The 13,821-nt window shown below is 36.7% G+C and carries 16 protein-coding genes; 1 reads left to right on the top strand and 15 read right to left on the bottom strand.

Annotated elements, in window-relative coordinates; all coding sequences use genetic code 11:
* Positions 1–108: 108 nt before the first annotated feature.
* The 9 genes from B5P42_RS28600 to B5P42_RS28560 form a co-directional block, all read right to left on the bottom strand.
* Complete coding sequence (locus B5P42_RS28600; RefSeq protein WP_258397560.1) at positions 109–462, bottom strand: SRPBCC domain-containing protein; 354 nt, start codon at positions 460–462, stop codon at positions 109–111.
* A gap of 160 nt (positions 463–622) precedes the next feature.
* Positions 623–2,248, bottom strand: a complete 1,626-nt coding sequence (locus B5P42_RS28595) for an ABC-F family ATP-binding cassette domain-containing protein (RefSeq protein ID WP_002032778.1) — start codon at positions 2,246–2,248, stop codon at positions 623–625.
* A 342-nt stretch (positions 2,249–2,590) separates the two neighbouring features.
* Positions 2,591–3,133: a CopG family transcriptional regulator gene (locus B5P42_RS28590; protein WP_113735841.1), complete on the bottom strand. Its 543-nt coding sequence runs from the start codon at positions 3,131–3,133 to the stop codon at positions 2,591–2,593.
* A gap of 289 nt (positions 3,134–3,422) precedes the next feature.
* Positions 3,423–3,623 carry a hypothetical protein gene (locus tag B5P42_RS28585; RefSeq protein WP_002129884.1) on the bottom strand — a complete coding sequence of 67 codons (201 nt, stop codon included), beginning with the start codon at positions 3,621–3,623 and terminating at the stop codon, positions 3,423–3,425.
* Positions 3,624–3,655: 32 nt separating this feature from the next.
* Positions 3,656–4,078 (bottom strand): hypothetical protein, encoded by a 423-nt coding sequence (locus tag B5P42_RS28580; protein WP_181458844.1) that lies wholly within the window; start codon positions 4,076–4,078, stop codon positions 3,656–3,658.
* Complete coding sequence (locus B5P42_RS28575; RefSeq protein WP_113735840.1) at positions 4,075–4,368, bottom strand: hypothetical protein; 294 nt, start codon at positions 4,366–4,368, stop codon at positions 4,075–4,077. The genes B5P42_RS28580 and B5P42_RS28575 overlap by 4 nt, the downstream gene beginning before the upstream one ends.
* Before the next feature lie 43 nt (positions 4,369–4,411).
* A complete protein-coding gene (locus tag B5P42_RS28570; RefSeq protein ID WP_002185618.1) occupies positions 4,412–4,642 on the bottom strand; it encodes a hypothetical protein in 231 nt (76 codons plus the stop codon).
* Positions 4,643–4,697: 55 nt separating this feature from the next.
* The gene (locus B5P42_RS28565; protein ID WP_258397561.1) at positions 4,698–5,015 is read right to left on the bottom strand and encodes a hypothetical protein; all 318 of its coding nucleotides are present in this window, start codon (positions 5,013–5,015) and stop codon (positions 4,698–4,700) included.
* Between the two features lie 23 nt (positions 5,016–5,038).
* Positions 5,039–5,479, bottom strand: a complete 441-nt coding sequence (locus B5P42_RS28560) for a hypothetical protein (RefSeq protein ID WP_258397559.1) — start codon at positions 5,477–5,479, stop codon at positions 5,039–5,041.
* Positions 5,480–5,530: 51 nt separating this feature from the next.
* On the opposite strand from B5P42_RS28560, the gene B5P42_RS28555 reads away from it, so the two are divergent.
* Positions 5,531–6,025, top strand: a complete 495-nt coding sequence (locus tag B5P42_RS28555) for a tyrosine-type recombinase/integrase (protein WP_258397558.1) — start codon at positions 5,531–5,533, stop codon at positions 6,023–6,025.
* Between the two features lie 399 nt (positions 6,026–6,424).
* On the opposite strand, the gene B5P42_RS28550 is transcribed toward B5P42_RS28555, so the two are convergent.
* From B5P42_RS28550 to B5P42_RS28525, 6 genes are all read right to left on the bottom strand, one after another.
* Positions 6,425–6,706, bottom strand: coding sequence for a hypothetical protein (locus B5P42_RS28550; RefSeq protein ID WP_113735837.1), 282 nt, complete (start codon positions 6,704–6,706; stop codon positions 6,425–6,427).
* 923 nt (positions 6,707–7,629) lie between these two features.
* Positions 7,630–7,965, bottom strand: coding sequence for a zinc-ribbon domain-containing protein (locus B5P42_RS28545; protein WP_113735836.1), 336 nt, complete (start codon positions 7,963–7,965; stop codon positions 7,630–7,632).
* Positions 7,966–8,279: 314 nt separating this feature from the next.
* Positions 8,280–9,152 carry a hypothetical protein gene (locus tag B5P42_RS28540; protein WP_113735835.1) on the bottom strand — a complete coding sequence of 291 codons (873 nt, stop codon included), beginning with the start codon at positions 9,150–9,152 and terminating at the stop codon, positions 8,280–8,282.
* Between the two features lie 36 nt (positions 9,153–9,188).
* On the bottom strand, positions 9,189–10,058 hold the full coding sequence (locus tag B5P42_RS28535) for a hypothetical protein (protein ID WP_113735834.1): 870 nt from the start codon (positions 10,056–10,058) through the stop codon (positions 9,189–9,191).
* 140 nt (positions 10,059–10,198) lie between these two features.
* Positions 10,199–10,408, bottom strand: coding sequence for a hypothetical protein (locus tag B5P42_RS28530; protein WP_113735833.1), 210 nt, complete (start codon positions 10,406–10,408; stop codon positions 10,199–10,201).
* Positions 10,409–10,529: 121 nt separating this feature from the next.
* Complete coding sequence (locus B5P42_RS28525) at positions 10,530–13,646, bottom strand: MMPL family transporter (protein WP_113735832.1); 3,117 nt, start codon at positions 13,644–13,646, stop codon at positions 10,530–10,532.
* Positions 13,647–13,821: the final 175 nt, after the last annotated feature.

Below are 13,821 nucleotides of genomic sequence, written 5' to 3'. Positions count from 1 at the left end.
AAAGTGTAGTTTGGGCAATTTGCTCAAACTACACTTTTTCTACTACCGTTTATCATCCTTTGTAGCTATTCCCTCTTCTTTTAAACAATTCTTTCAGTCCCATGAATATTAATTCCAACTATGTTCAGAGCCATCATGACACCCCTTTAAAGCTTTTTCAACATCATATTTTGTCAAATCTTCTTCATGAGCAACGATTATATTTTGTGAAAATATCATTTCAGATCCTTGTTGTTTCTCTTTTATTTCAACTGTGTTTTTATCTAATAATTCACTAAACTGCGGCGTTTTTAATGTAAATACTAATTTTTTTTTAGGACGATTCATTTCGATATATTCCCCAATTGCTCGATAATCTTTTCCGCCACGATGATCAATAATTTCCCAACTCCCTCCTACTTCAGGAGTATTTTCCGTTACTTTATCCGTCCCTTCCAATGTAAAAAACCATTTCTTCATCATTTCAGGGTTTATCCACGCTTCAAAAATTTCTTACCATCGCTAATGTTATTTTTGAATAATTATTCATTTTAATCCTCCCCCCACTTTATATTAAAACGAATATTTATTTACTTAAAAAACCCCCGCTCTCATAAAAGAAAGCGAGGGTTTTAATCATTTATTATTGACCTTTGTACATTGCATCAACTTGTTTTTGAAGTTCTTGACTTTCTAAGAACTCATCATACGTTGCTACCTTATCAACTACACCGTTTGGCGTTACTTCGATAATACGGTTTGCAATTGTTTGTACGAACTGATGGTCATGAGAAGTGAATAGTAATGTTCCTTTAAATGTGATTAAACCGTTGTTTAAAGCTGTAATAGACTCAAGGTCTAAATGGTTCGTCGGATCATCAAGTGTTAATACGTTTGCACCGCTTAACATCATTTTAGATAACATACAGCGAACTTTTTCTCCTCCAGATAAAACAGAAACGTTTTTCTTTACTTCTTCACCAGAGAATAGCATACGGCCTAAGAAACCACGTAAGAAACTTTCTGATTCATCTTGTGGAGAGAACTGACGTAACCAATCAATTAAAGTGTAATCACTGTTCTCGAAGTACTCAGAGTTATCTCTTGGGAAATGAGCTTGAGATGTTGTTACACCCCATTTGAATGAACCGCTATCTGGCTCCATTTCACCCATAAGAATTTTAAATAATGTTGTCATCGCAATATCGTTACGTCCGATAAATGCAACTTTATCACCTTTATTTAAAGTGAAGTTCACATTATCTAATATTTTTTCGCCATCAATCGTTTTCGAAATACCTTCAACTGTTAATAGGTCATTTCCTACTTCACGTTCTGGTGTGAAACCAACGAACGGATAACGACGTGATGATGGTCTAATATCATCTAATGTAATTTTATCTAACAATTTTTTACGAGAAGTTGCCTGTTTCGCTTTAGATGCATTTGAGCTAAAGCGTGCAATAAAGTTTTGTAACTCTTTTACTTTTTCTTCTTTTTTCTTGTTAGAATCTTGCGTTAGTTTTAATGCTAATTGGCTTGATTCGTACCAGAAGTCATAGTTACCAACGTATAATTGAATTTTACCGAAATCAAGGTCAGCCATGTGCGTACATACTTTATTTAAGAAGTGACGGTCATGGGATACAACGATAACTGTATTTTCAAAGTTCATTAAGAAGTTTTCTAACCATTGAATCGCTTTTAAGTCCAAATGGTTGGTGGGCTCATCTAGTAATAGAATGTCAGGTTGACCGAATAAAGCTTGAGCAAGTAATACTTTTACTTTCTCTGCCCCTGTTAATTCAGACATCTTTTTATCATGAATATCTTCACCAATACCTAACCCTTTTAGAAGGATTGCAGCTTCTGACTCAGCTTCCCAACCGTTTAGCTCAGCGAACTCACCTTCAAGTTCTGCAGCACGCATGCCATCTTCATCACTAAAGTCTTCTTTCATGTAAATTGCATTTTTCTCTTGCATTACTTTATAAAGACGTGTGTGACCCATCATTACTGTTTCTAGTGCAGGGAACTCTTCATATTCGAAGTGATTCTGTTTTAATACTGCTAGACGCTCACCTGGCGTAATATGTATGTCACCCGTTGATTGGTCAATTTCTCCAGATAAAATCTTTAGAAATGTTGATTTACCAGCACCGTTTGCTCCAATTAAACCGTAGCAATTACCTGGCGTGAATTTTATGTTAACATCTTCAAATAATTTGCGATCCGCGAAACGCAAACTAACGTTACTTACTGTAATCATTTGTGTCCTCCTACTAATACCTAGGGTTTCTCAACCCTTCTCCAATTTTAACAGAAATCCATAATTTACGATTCCTTTATTTTCATCTGTAAACAATTCTACTAGAACATGCTAATCATTACAACTTATAATTATGATATAAGTAATTTTATTGCTTTTTTAAAGAAATATTTAAAAATCTCCCCTAAAATCCATTAACAATTTAATCCACTAAACACCTAGCAATATAATCACAAGAATTGTTACCATTAAAGTCTCTAACAACGTAATTTCTCGACGTACCTTTCCACAATTATAGCCGAAAAAGACGTAGATCCAAAATCCACGCCCCTCTCACCGCTATTACACCTTATGTTTCTTGAAAAATTCACGAAGCGCAGCCTCTATAATATCATCACGATTTAATCGATGCACATCTTCGAAGGTACCTAATTCCGTACATGTCTCTTTGTCGAGATACACCGTCCTGCTAACCTTTTCTTTCGACCCACTTTCCCTAATACGCTCCTGTAACGAATGAATCGGACTAGTATTCTTCGGCGACGAACTCTTTTCCTTTTCTTGCATAAGCGTATTAACTGCGCTTTTAATCGAAACCCATTCGCTTTGTATTTTCCGTAATTCACTTACGTCTTTTTTCGTAAGTACATCATCTGTAGTTGCTACCTTCGCATTATCCGCAATCGCTATAAATTCTCGAATATCCTTTTTTAAAGGAGCTTCTCCTTGTCCTGCAAAATGCCAACCTATATCACTTTTTTTACTATACTCATACCCCGCGTTTTTTAACCCCCTTAGCAACCTTTTATCACATATGCCAATCTCTTTTCCAACTACTTTAGCGGTATTTCCTTTGAGTAATTTTATTAACTCTTCAATCTTCATAATTTATACCTCCTTCAATTACGCAGCTTGCTAAATAATCCTATTATTACAATAAATGGATGTTTCTTTTTAAATATAGCACATAAAAATAAAAAGGTGTAGCGAATCTGCCACAACCTCACTTTTGCTCTTCTCTTAATCAACTTAAAACGAACTAAAATACATTTAACTATATAACTGTTCATCACATTAAATCTAATCGTCTAGAGTTGCGTCTCTCGGTATCGTACTTTTCGCATATAGTCTATAAAAATAAAGACAGGCGAAGTGATGCCCGCCCATCTCCGCACTATTTTATATATTTTGATCGCAGGCTAAATATATCTTCGCCTTCACGGATGCCCGCCGATCCCTTCCTCACATTTTTTACGACAGTCCAATTCGGGTTAGTTTCATCACCGATGTTCTGTACTGTAAAGTTGCCGTCACCATATTCTCGGTGACCTTCTGCCAATTTCTCCGTTAAATCATTCTCTTTTGATCTCACCATCTTTGCGCCATCTCCCTTTTTATACAACCCTCTTAAACTGTCCAACCGATCACACGTCCAGTCAATTGGAGATCCTCGCTTTCCGCTTCGATTAATTGTAACACACTGTCGGGGATAAGTTCCGATAACGGTTGCCCAATCGCACTAGAAACGTTATTTTCTTTGAATGTGAATGAGCCGACGCCCGTAATGCTGAAAGATGCGATTCCCTGCTGCTGCATTCGATTCGTGTCGTTGTATACAATAGCGAGATACGCAGAAAATTCATAAATAGCATTATTGGGGATCGTTACGCCCTTGAATTTTGTCGATAGCGTTCGCCCTGCTGCATTCATCAAACGAATCTTTTTCGCGTCGTCCGCGTCGTGCCAGTCCTCGTTGCTGATCACGTAGGCATCGATATGAGCGTTCGCTGCTTCGATACTATGTGTATCTTTCATATTATCGTTTCTCATGCTTTCGCTTCCTTTCTCCAGTTATTTGTTTTCGTTTCTTGCTTATCTATCTTCGTTTTATCCCTGTAATCGTTCTGCACAATATAATTCACCCGTGCAATAGCGTACAGAATTGCGTGATTTCTTGTTGATTTCCGATATGCCTGTTCATAGAAATAGCGCAATTCTTCGTATGTTGTCGGCATTTCACCTTTTCGTAGTGGTGTCGCTCCTATTTCGACTCCTGCGCGTTGTAATATATCTTCGTCACCCGTGATCGTTACGTGTTGGCCGTGATATCTAAGTTGCATATGTCGCAACTCCTTCGTTAATTAAATAAAAAGAGCGACACCGTTAAGCATCGCCTTTCAGTCTCGAAATCTCTTTTTGTAGTTCTCGCGCATTCCAAACCGCATTTAATAGTGCCGTTTCAGTAATCGTTGCCCCTTCGTCATCTTCTGTGATCCTCGCCAACTTTGAATAATCATTTGGCATTATCTCTTCATTATTAAATAATTTACGGCCGATTTCCTCGACAATCACCGCATTCTCTAAACTTAAAAACGTTTTCTTTACTCCGTTCATAGTTATCGCTTCCTTTTCTTTATTTTGTTTTATAATCTGATATGTGAAATTATTTTTACATTAGATTTTTCCCGCCTTCTGATAGACTTTGTGGCGCTTGTTTTCTTCGTTCGTGTGAAGACATGCCCGCGTCGCCTTTCGCCGTGTTATAGATCGCTTTCCAGTGCGGATCGTTGTACGTTTGCGTATTCATTACAAGATAATTGCCGCCAAACCTTACGCGTGCGGCCGCTACTACATTATGTATCGATTTCCCCTTTGATTTCCCTTGTTTTTTGATCGCCTGTTTTGACTTTGTGCGGTTTTGTTCTGCATGTTTATGTTCTACGTGATCAAGCGCAGCAGCAGCGATAAAAGCCGCCACCGCCAGCACGTGACACAAATATATTAACGCTATCATTCAGTGATTGCCGCGTTCTGCATGTCTGAGTTCTGCATCTGTACTCGTAACACTCTTTCGCGATGCACATCGAAATATCTTTCGCTATCATTTGCGAATTGTTTTAAGATAGTATCGCCGCTGATCTCCGAGAATACTTGATCATACTTTGCACCGCTGAAAAACTGCGCTTTTTCCGCTTCGGAAATAGCCGCCAGGATTTGGTTTGCTTCTTCGTATCCGTCTGACTTTGTTGCCTTGTTTAGATTGTTATGGCCATTTAGTAAAGAGTGGCGTAATTTAAAGCCTTGTTCGGTATTGCCTACACGTTGCGCGATCGCTGCGCCTAATGAAAGGTATTCTTCTTGCACTTGCTTCGCTAGGTTCGGATGTACTGACGCCTTTTCGACTAATTTCACCAGGTTTTCCGCAGATCGTTCTGGTGTCGCACCAAACATAATATTTCCGCGAAGTTGGATAAGATCCTCAGTAAAGAACAAATAGAGGATATGAAGTGGGCTTTGAAACGTCATTGTTCTGAAAGAGATTACATATTATTCCTTATCGGTATTAATATAGGATTACGTGTCGGAGATCTTTTGAAGTTGAAAACATCGGATGTTATTCGTAAAAAGATCGTAAAAGTTTCAGAGGGAAAAACAAAGAAAGTCCGTGAAGTTAATCTATTAAACATATACGAAGAAGTACAAGCCTATGCGAAATCTAACGATAGTGAATGGTTATTTCCGTCAAGAAAAGGTGATAAGCCGATCACGACAACGCAGGCATATCTACAGTTACAAAAAGCCGCAGACTTCGCAGAAGTAGAAAGCATTGGAACCCATATGATGAGAAAAACGTTCGGTTATTGGTTCTATAAGCAAACGAAGGACGTTGCGAAACTTCAAACGATATTAAACCATTCACACCCGCAAGTTACATTGACATATATCGGAATTACTAGCGAAGAAATCGAAAACAGTTTAAACGAATTCGTATTATAATGCGTGAAGGATCGGCCGCTTTTGGTCGATCTTTTTATTTATCGTGCGACCCATTGGTTTAGGAGATCGGTCTTTCTCACGGCCTTTCCAGCTAGTATAAAGGCGATAACTTAACGTAGGCCTATCGTAATTCATACGCATATCCCTCGGTTAATTCCCGTATACGCAAACAGATGTAACCTACTTAGTTACATATTAATCATTGTAAACCCTTAGAGCCGCAAGGGATTCGCCGTTTCATCGGAAATATTACAAGAGTTTACATCAATACTTACATTCGAATTATACGATATAGTTTATAAATAGGCTCTGTTAAATTTTAATATTGATAATTGAGTAAATTAGAGGGAAACCCTTATATTTGGGTTTCCCGTTTTTATACTTTCGACTTTTTCGCTGTTAAGAAACATTTTTTAGCCAAGTAATAATTCGAAGTACCTGAAATGGTTCAAACCAAGTAATTAAAAACATCACAACGAAGAAAGAAATAAGTGATATGAATTTTAATGTTCCTTTTTCCCGTTTAGCAACTGCTATAAAACTTAGTACAATTCCAACTAAAAAAGAAATAAAACTAAAAAGGACAATCGGTTCAGAATAGCCATCTATTATCCAATTTAATCCGAATAATAATAGTCCTATGAAAATCAAAACTATTGACAATATACTAAATTTTTTCATAATTATACCTCCAAATATGATTTTACCATTTTAAGGAGTAAACAATAATTATTTTTTGTTGCATAAGAATTAACAATTACACGATAAACTTAGATAAACGTAAGCTCTCATACGTATCAATCATTTCGCACACTTCAAAACATAGTAAGTCATGATTACTTTAGATTTATCCTTAATAGTTTCAAAATAAAACACAAGATATATGTATAGAAAATAACTTTTGGAATCTATAACCAAGATAGGTTATAATACGAATATACGAAAAAAGCCCGTCGTATTGGTAGTACGACAAGCTTCGTAAGGTGGTGAATACATATTGATGCAATCACCGTTACTGCGGTTTGCTCTTTACTCATGGTTGTTATGGGAATGATTAACATGAGCAAAGGAAAGAAGTAATAGTTTTATCTAAAGTCTTTCAGTGTTGGTAGCACTTGAAAGACTTTTTCTTTATATAGTATTCCACATTTGATGCAGAATATTACTTGTAAACCTGTAGTTCACTCATTAAGCATACGAATTTGTCATTTTGACAACTTTTAGTGTAGAGTTGCCCCTAAGGCAACATAAAGATTAAAAAGGTTCACTTTCAGTTAACTTTTATCCATAGATGCGTTTTCCAAACCCTCCACTATCAGGGTCATACGTGATAAATTTTGTATCAAAAACGTCTCTTATAGAGACATTATAACTTAACCACGAGTCAAGTTACAAGAAAAGTTTACTCTTAGTAACCACCTCTCTCACCCATTTGACGTTCACTTTAGGTTAACTTTCAACTTTAAATTTCCATGATAAACTTTGTATCAAGCTAGCCTTTTACGTCTCAAAAATGAACGCACCGCTCCCTTAGCACTATCAAAGCTGCGTCCCGTTTTCTTCGCTAATCTTCTAGCAACATCGCTAGCGTTTTCAATGTGATCCTACTTGATAAAACAAATTATTATAAAATTAAGTAAAACATTGATTATTCCAGAAACCATCCCGATAATAGCAAATACTTTACTAGTACCTATCACTTTTTTATTTAAACCCAATATTGAAAATACACTAGCTATAATTCCAATAATCCCCCACAAGTTAATAAACCAACATATTAATCCAGCTATAAAACCAACTAAAGAGAAAATTTCAATACCATTATTTGAATTACTCATAACATTTTCCTTAACCATTTCATGACTAAGAGCCTCTCCACAATGTCCACAAAACCTATCGTTATCATTATTTTCATTTCCGCATTTAGTACAATATTTCATAAAATGTGCCCCTCTCATGCCATTACATTCTAATCGATCTAAGTCTTATTTTTATTATGTTTATGAGCAATGTATAAAATTTAATGATAACAATGTTTTGTTGGCGAGATTACCTTGATGGGCTTACCCTTATAGATCTGCATTTCCTGACGGTACCCCATATAGTACGCTTTAATATCCCACATTCTCGCCCTATTCTAATGTACTCTCTCAATAAACGGCTTTTTCGTGAAACGGAAGGATGCGCTCACCTTAGCGCTTGTCTTTCTGTTTTTTCATGGGTACAGACCTTAATATGTAATTAGCGTACGATCTCAATCATGCGATTTAACCGCTGGATATACGAGTCCTTTCGCGTCCTTCTTAATAAGCTTATAATTCAAATCGAACGTGAGTAACATATAAGACTCAGCTCCGTTTCCGTTACCTGTATAGCCGAATACAATTTCTTTCTTATAGTCTTCTATGGTACGCGGAGATGTTCCGACGATCTCCGTTACTTGGTCGGCTGTCATTCCAACCTTTATAGATTCGAACATATCTAGCGAAACTAAATGCGATTGCTCATTGACATCTGTGTTATACGGTGAATAGTCGTCTTGTTTGATTTCTTTGCGTTGCTCTTCTTCGGAGACTTCGCGCTCAGCCTTCTTACTTGTTGCTTGTACATCTTCACGCTTAACGCCATAATTACGTTCAAAATCGTCTGGCTGATAACGAAGCCCCTTTTGCTCCTTTTTCGTAACAGTGCCGTTTGTATCGAAGTAAACAACCATTGCACCTTCGCTATCCCAGCCTCCGTAACGATATAGCGAATACGATTTATATTTTTCAATATCGCTAGGTTTTCCGATTAGTTCTTTCACCTTATTCGCAGGCATTCCAACCCCTATTTTCTCGTACTCTTCCATATAAACAGGAATCCCGTCGTCATTCGTTTCTTTATAGTACGGTGTATTGTCGTTAGTTTCTTTGCTTTTCTCTCCCTTCTCCTCCGCCACCTTATCAGCATCGGCTTTGACCTTCTCTTTTAATTCATCGTTCTTCGTTACTTGTTTCGTATTGTCCTTTGTATCTCTTTCAGTATTCTTTATAGAATCATTACCGCACCCGACCACGCCAAAAATCGATACGGAAACCGTACCTAATAAAAATAATTTCTTAAATGACTTCGTGCTAAATTTCATAGTACAATCCCTCCGCCTTCTTTACTGAATCGAACCTTAATGCGCACCCTTCTTCGCTTCTTGCTCTTCCATTTCCTTCATTTCATCTTGCCATGTGCCGCCAATACCACCGCTAGGTGTATTCCAGCGCTTTTCTTGACGTAGAATTCTCGCCTTATCTTCTTCCGTCATTTCAGATTGGTATTTCTTCGCCTCCTCACGTTGTTGTTCTTCATATTCTCTTTCCTGTTGCTCCAGATGTCTTCTATGAGCCTCTTTATCAATAATCTTTTCGCAGTCGTGCGCTAGTTCCTTCGTTTCATCGTGTCCGTGTCCGTGTCCGCAATAATCGTTCGGAATTTTAGTACTAGATTTCGTAGCAGGTTTAGGATTACCTGTTGCACGGTCTTCGTTAGCTTTCGCATCTTTAACCGCAGTATTTCTAAGACCGTCTTGCGCTTTCTTCGTTACACTTCCATCAGGATTAAACGTTATAGTCATCGAACCTTCTCCACCATACCCTAGATATCCGTAGATAGAGAACGACTTATATTTCTCGATGAATCTAGGCGTTCCCGCTATCTCTTTGACTTTGTTCGCAGACATTCCGACCTTGATGCCGTCATACTGTTCTAGTGACACGGTTGGTGCATCGTTATTCGCATCTTTATAATACGGACGTCTGTCGTTAACCTCCGAATCTTCCTTCGTGGATTCCTCCACTTGTTGCGGCTTCGCGTCCTTCGCAGGTTCTTCGTCAACCTTTTCGACCTTAGTCGGGTTGGACGTTTCCTCTTCTCCTTTCTCAGTTTCAACAGAGTCGTGTTTCTTATACGGCTCGTAGTTTGCTTGTTCTTTCGTAGAGCAAGCGCTAAAGATTGACGTTGTAGCCACCCCTAATAAAACTACTTTCTTCAATGACTTCATAGTAATTCCCCCAGTGTTGTTTAATGCCTATTAATCAATCTATGTTAATTTCATAAAGAGCACTCAACTTCACATACGTAACGCACTTCGATATTGCCCTTTATGTATTATTCCGCCACGATTTTTCTTAAATCAAACCTTTATACGTCCTCTTCTTCTTTCCTCTTGCGTATAAACTCGCCAACCCTAGCAGTAACAATCGATGCAGCTACCGCCATTGCAAACACTACCGCCAGCCCTCCTATAATGACATTCCCTATTATCTTCGTAACTATCAAAAGTACGAACGTAACTATTAACAGAATTGCGGAAGGTTTCCGCCCCTTTTTTATTTTAATTTTTATCTTCATGCAATATCCTCCTTTCTAATATCCCTATTCGCTTCTCATTCTGTAATACATTGAATCATTTTTTCATTTCATATTTCATATACAAAAAACCTGTAGAGAAAACATTCCCTACAGGTTTTTCTTATTTCGTATTTATTATTTTCTCTTTATAACTCTTCAATTTACTCGTCAATCCTATTAAAGCAGGTAACAATATCGGCATTACAATTAAAGCTAATAGTAAAAGAGCAACGCCAACAACGGATGCTACTTGTATAAGTGTCAATACTCCTGAAGGAATTAACGCTGCAAATGTCCCTCCTAAAATAAGTGCCGCTGATAATACGACTCCTCCTATGTGACGAGATGCATTTACAATTTTCGTTACTGAATCCCCTTCTAGCTCATTGTATCGCATCATAACGAAGATGCTATAATCCACTCCTAAAGCGACAATCATAATGAAGCTAAAGAATGGAACATTCCAGCTTAATGACTCTACGTTTAATACATGTGCACTAATTTGTTCACTTATACCAAGTGATGCAAAGTACGCTAAAATTAACGACCCAATAATAAAGATTGAGTTTAAGAATGAGCGTGTAATCACGATTAATACAAGCGAAATCCCTAATAACATAATCGTAGCAGTACGTAGGAAATCTTGCCCGGTTACTTCTTTTAAATCAACGTTTCTAGCTGTTGTCCCGCCAATTGCTTTTTTCGCATCATTTAGTTCTGTTCCCTTTAACGTACCATCTATCGTTTTATTAATTTCTTGAATGATAGGCATCGCTTCTTTTGAATACGGGTTTACGTCTAAAATAATTGTCATTTTAGCAGTCTTTCTATCATGTGACATGTACGTATTCAATGCTTTTTGGAAATCTTCTCCTTCTAAAACTTCTTTCGGAATATAAAATTTCTCAGAGCTTTTCGACTCATTTAGCTCTCCTAAATATTTTTGAGCATCCCCTAGGCCATTACTTACTTTTCCAAGCCCTTCTGTACTTTTAGATAAGCCTGATTGTAATTGCCCCATCTTTTCTTGCAAATCTTTCAGTCCAGTTAATAACTGTCCTTGCCCATCGTTTATTTTCGTTAATCCAGATTGTAAGTCCGCCGATTTGTTCGAAATTTGTTTTGAACCTGTAGCTCCTTCGTTCAATCCATTTTTCAGTTCAGCAGCTCCTTTTTGTAGTTGCGTTACTCCATTGTTCATTTCCTTTAAACCATTATCTACTTTTAATAATGATTGATTTGCTTCTTTAAATGAACTCATTGCTGCTTTGTGCTGCGTCGCTAATTGATTTAATTCATTTGAAAGAACACTCAATTGCTTCTGAGCTTCTTTTGCAATTCCTAATGTTTGCTGCACATTAGGATCATTTGCTAATTCTGGTTTTGTTTGAATGAAATTGTTCATTAACGTTTCAATTTGTTCATATCCTTTTTTCGCACCATCAATCGCTTGAGAAATACTTCCGAAATATTGATCGTACGAACTTAAACCTTTTTCTAACTGAGCATAACCAGCATGAAGCTGTGAAGTTGCATTTGACAGGGCATTGATATTTCCGTTTAATGATGCTAGCCCATCCTCTATTTGCTTCGCTCCTTGTGCTCCATTGTTTATTCCATTCGATAATTGATTTAAAGCTGTCCCTAATGCTGATACGCCATTTTTCGCTTCATTTGTTCCATCAATTAACTTTTGAACATTTGCAAGACTATTTGAGTCATTACTACCCATTTTATCTTTCGCATCAGTTAATCCTTCATTAATTTCTTTTATGCCACCATTTGCATCTCCTAAGCCTGTATTCAATTCTCCGGCTTGTTTATTTATATATAATTCTTTAATCTTATCTCCAGTTGGACGCGTCGGTGAATATACTTCTGAGACTCCTTTAACTTTCGAGATTTTATCAGTAAGTTCATCTAAAGTTTGTAAAGAAGTCGCCTCATCTAACTTTTTATCCGATTGAATGACTAACGTACTTGGTGAAGAAAAACCAGGCGGAAAATGCTCTTCTATTACGTTAATCCCCATTTTTGATTCATATTTATTATCCACTTCAAATAAATCATTGTAATTAAGCGTGTTAGAATATTTTAATACGAATGGAATCGATATCACGAATACGATAATTAAAGCGATAAATGGTCTTGCTACTGAATTTTTCGCAAAGAATCCCCATAAACGACTATCCTCATGTCCTTTAAATGTTTTAACTGGATAAAACATCCTTTTTCCTAATAGCACCATGAAAAATGGATTTAAAGTAGTTAATACGAGTAGTAATACTGCAACACCAATTGCTACCGCTGAAGTAGATTGATATAATTTAAAACTCGCTAAAGCAAGAGATGTAAAGCCAATTAGTACTGCTATCCCGCTATATAAAACGGTTTTACCTGCCGATTTAAACGTTTCTTTCGTAGCCAAAAATGCATTTTCTTGTTTACTTAATTCTTCTTTAAATCTTGTATATAATAAAATGTTATAGTCTGTTCCCACTCCAAACAGGACGACTACTACAAACACTTGCGTAAAGTTTGAAAACGGAAAATGAAATTGATCTACAAGATGGGCAATAATCCCCATTGAAATTAAATACGAAACACCAACTGTAAGAAGAGAAATAATCGGAACAACTGGTGAACGGAATACAATGATTAATACTACAAGAATGAAAATGATCGAAATAACTTCTGTCTTTTTCACGCCCTCTTGAGAGGATGTAAGAAAATCACCCGCTATTAAATCACTTCCTGTTAAGTACGTTGTAACTCCTTTCGTTTGTACTTTTTTATGAAGATTATTTGCAATTTTTGATATTTTACCATGTTTTTTATCTACCGATATTTGCGTTAAAATAGTCGTATTATCTTTAGAAACTAATTGTTTCTGCAGTTCTTTATTATCTAAATGTGAAACGACTTCCTTAATTCCTAATTGCTCTTTTTCATTTTGCAGGACGTTGATCGTTTTCGTTATTTCCTCTTTTTGCTCATTTGTTAAAGCCTTCTTACTTCCACTATTAAAGACAGCTATAATTTCATACTTTTCAGCCCCTTCTTTATCCATCTCCTTTATCATCTTGTCAGCAATACTGCTTTGTTCTGTTTTTGGAATCGTGATTTGCCCTTTTTCCTTCACTAACTGATCCATATTAGGCATCGTTACGACCATTGCAATAGTAATAACTATCCATAATAGAAAAGATAAACTTCTCCAACTTTTTAGCTTGCTCATTTGAATCATCTCCTGTTATTAGAGTTTCATGGTGCATAGAGAATGAACATTCATTCCCTGTTTTTGAAAATATCATTTCGGAATGAACGTTCATTCCTATTATCCTATTAATTTTTTTCAACTCTATCAAATCACTACCCGCGGAATGAATATTCATTCCTTAAATTGTGCAGTT

The organism is Bacillus sp. SRB_331 (genome assembly GCF_003264175.1).
Classification (GTDB): Bacteria; Bacillota; Bacilli; order Bacillales; family Bacillaceae_G; genus Bacillus_A; species Bacillus_A mycoides.
This window is presented reverse-complemented; position numbering and strand designations above follow the sequence as displayed.

What these genes read in the sequence shown, in the direction of transcription:
- B5P42_RS28600 (WP_258397560.1), bottom strand. Translation starts at nt 462, where the DNA reads ATGATGAAGAAATGGTTTTTTACATTGGAAGGGACGGATAAAGTAACG.
- B5P42_RS28595 (WP_002032778.1), bottom strand. Translation starts at nt 2,248, where the DNA reads ATGATTACAGTAAGTAACGTTAGTTTGCGTTTCGCGGATCGCAAATTA.
- B5P42_RS28590 (WP_113735841.1), bottom strand. Translation starts at nt 3,133, where the DNA reads ATGAAGATTGAAGAGTTAATAAAATTACTCAAAGGAAATACCGCTAAA.
- B5P42_RS28585 (WP_002129884.1), bottom strand. Translation starts at nt 3,623, where the DNA reads ATGGTGAGATCAAAAGAGAATGATTTAACGGAGAAATTGGCAGAAGGT.
- B5P42_RS28580 (WP_181458844.1), bottom strand. Translation starts at nt 4,078, where the DNA reads ATGAGAAACGATAATATGAAAGATACACATAGTATCGAAGCAGCGAAC.
- B5P42_RS28575 (WP_113735840.1), bottom strand. Translation starts at nt 4,368, where the DNA reads ATGCAACTTAGATATCACGGCCAACACGTAACGATCACGGGTGACGAA.
- B5P42_RS28570 (WP_002185618.1), bottom strand. Translation starts at nt 4,642, where the DNA reads ATGAACGGAGTAAAGAAAACGTTTTTAAGTTTAGAGAATGCGGTGATT.
- B5P42_RS28560 (WP_258397559.1), bottom strand. Translation starts at nt 5,479, where the DNA reads ATGTTTGGTGCGACACCAGAACGATCTGCGGAAAACCTGGTGAAATTA.
- B5P42_RS28555 (WP_258397558.1), top strand. Translation starts at nt 5,531, where the DNA reads ATGAAGTGGGCTTTGAAACGTCATTGTTCTGAAAGAGATTACATATTA.
- B5P42_RS28550 (WP_113735837.1), bottom strand. Translation starts at nt 6,706, where the DNA reads ATGAAAAAATTTAGTATATTGTCAATAGTTTTGATTTTCATAGGACTA.
- B5P42_RS28545 (WP_113735836.1), bottom strand. Translation starts at nt 7,965, where the DNA reads ATGAAATATTGTACTAAATGCGGAAATGAAAATAATGATAACGATAGG.
- B5P42_RS28540 (WP_113735835.1), bottom strand. Translation starts at nt 9,152, where the DNA reads ATGAAATTTAGCACGAAGTCATTTAAGAAATTATTTTTATTAGGTACG.
- B5P42_RS28535 (WP_113735834.1), bottom strand. Translation starts at nt 10,058, where the DNA reads ATGAAGTCATTGAAGAAAGTAGTTTTATTAGGGGTGGCTACAACGTCA.
- B5P42_RS28530 (WP_113735833.1), bottom strand. Translation starts at nt 10,408, where the DNA reads ATGAAGATAAAAATTAAAATAAAAAAGGGGCGGAAACCTTCCGCAATT.
- B5P42_RS28525 (WP_113735832.1), bottom strand. Translation starts at nt 13,646, where the DNA reads ATGAGCAAGCTAAAAAGTTGGAGAAGTTTATCTTTTCTATTATGGATA.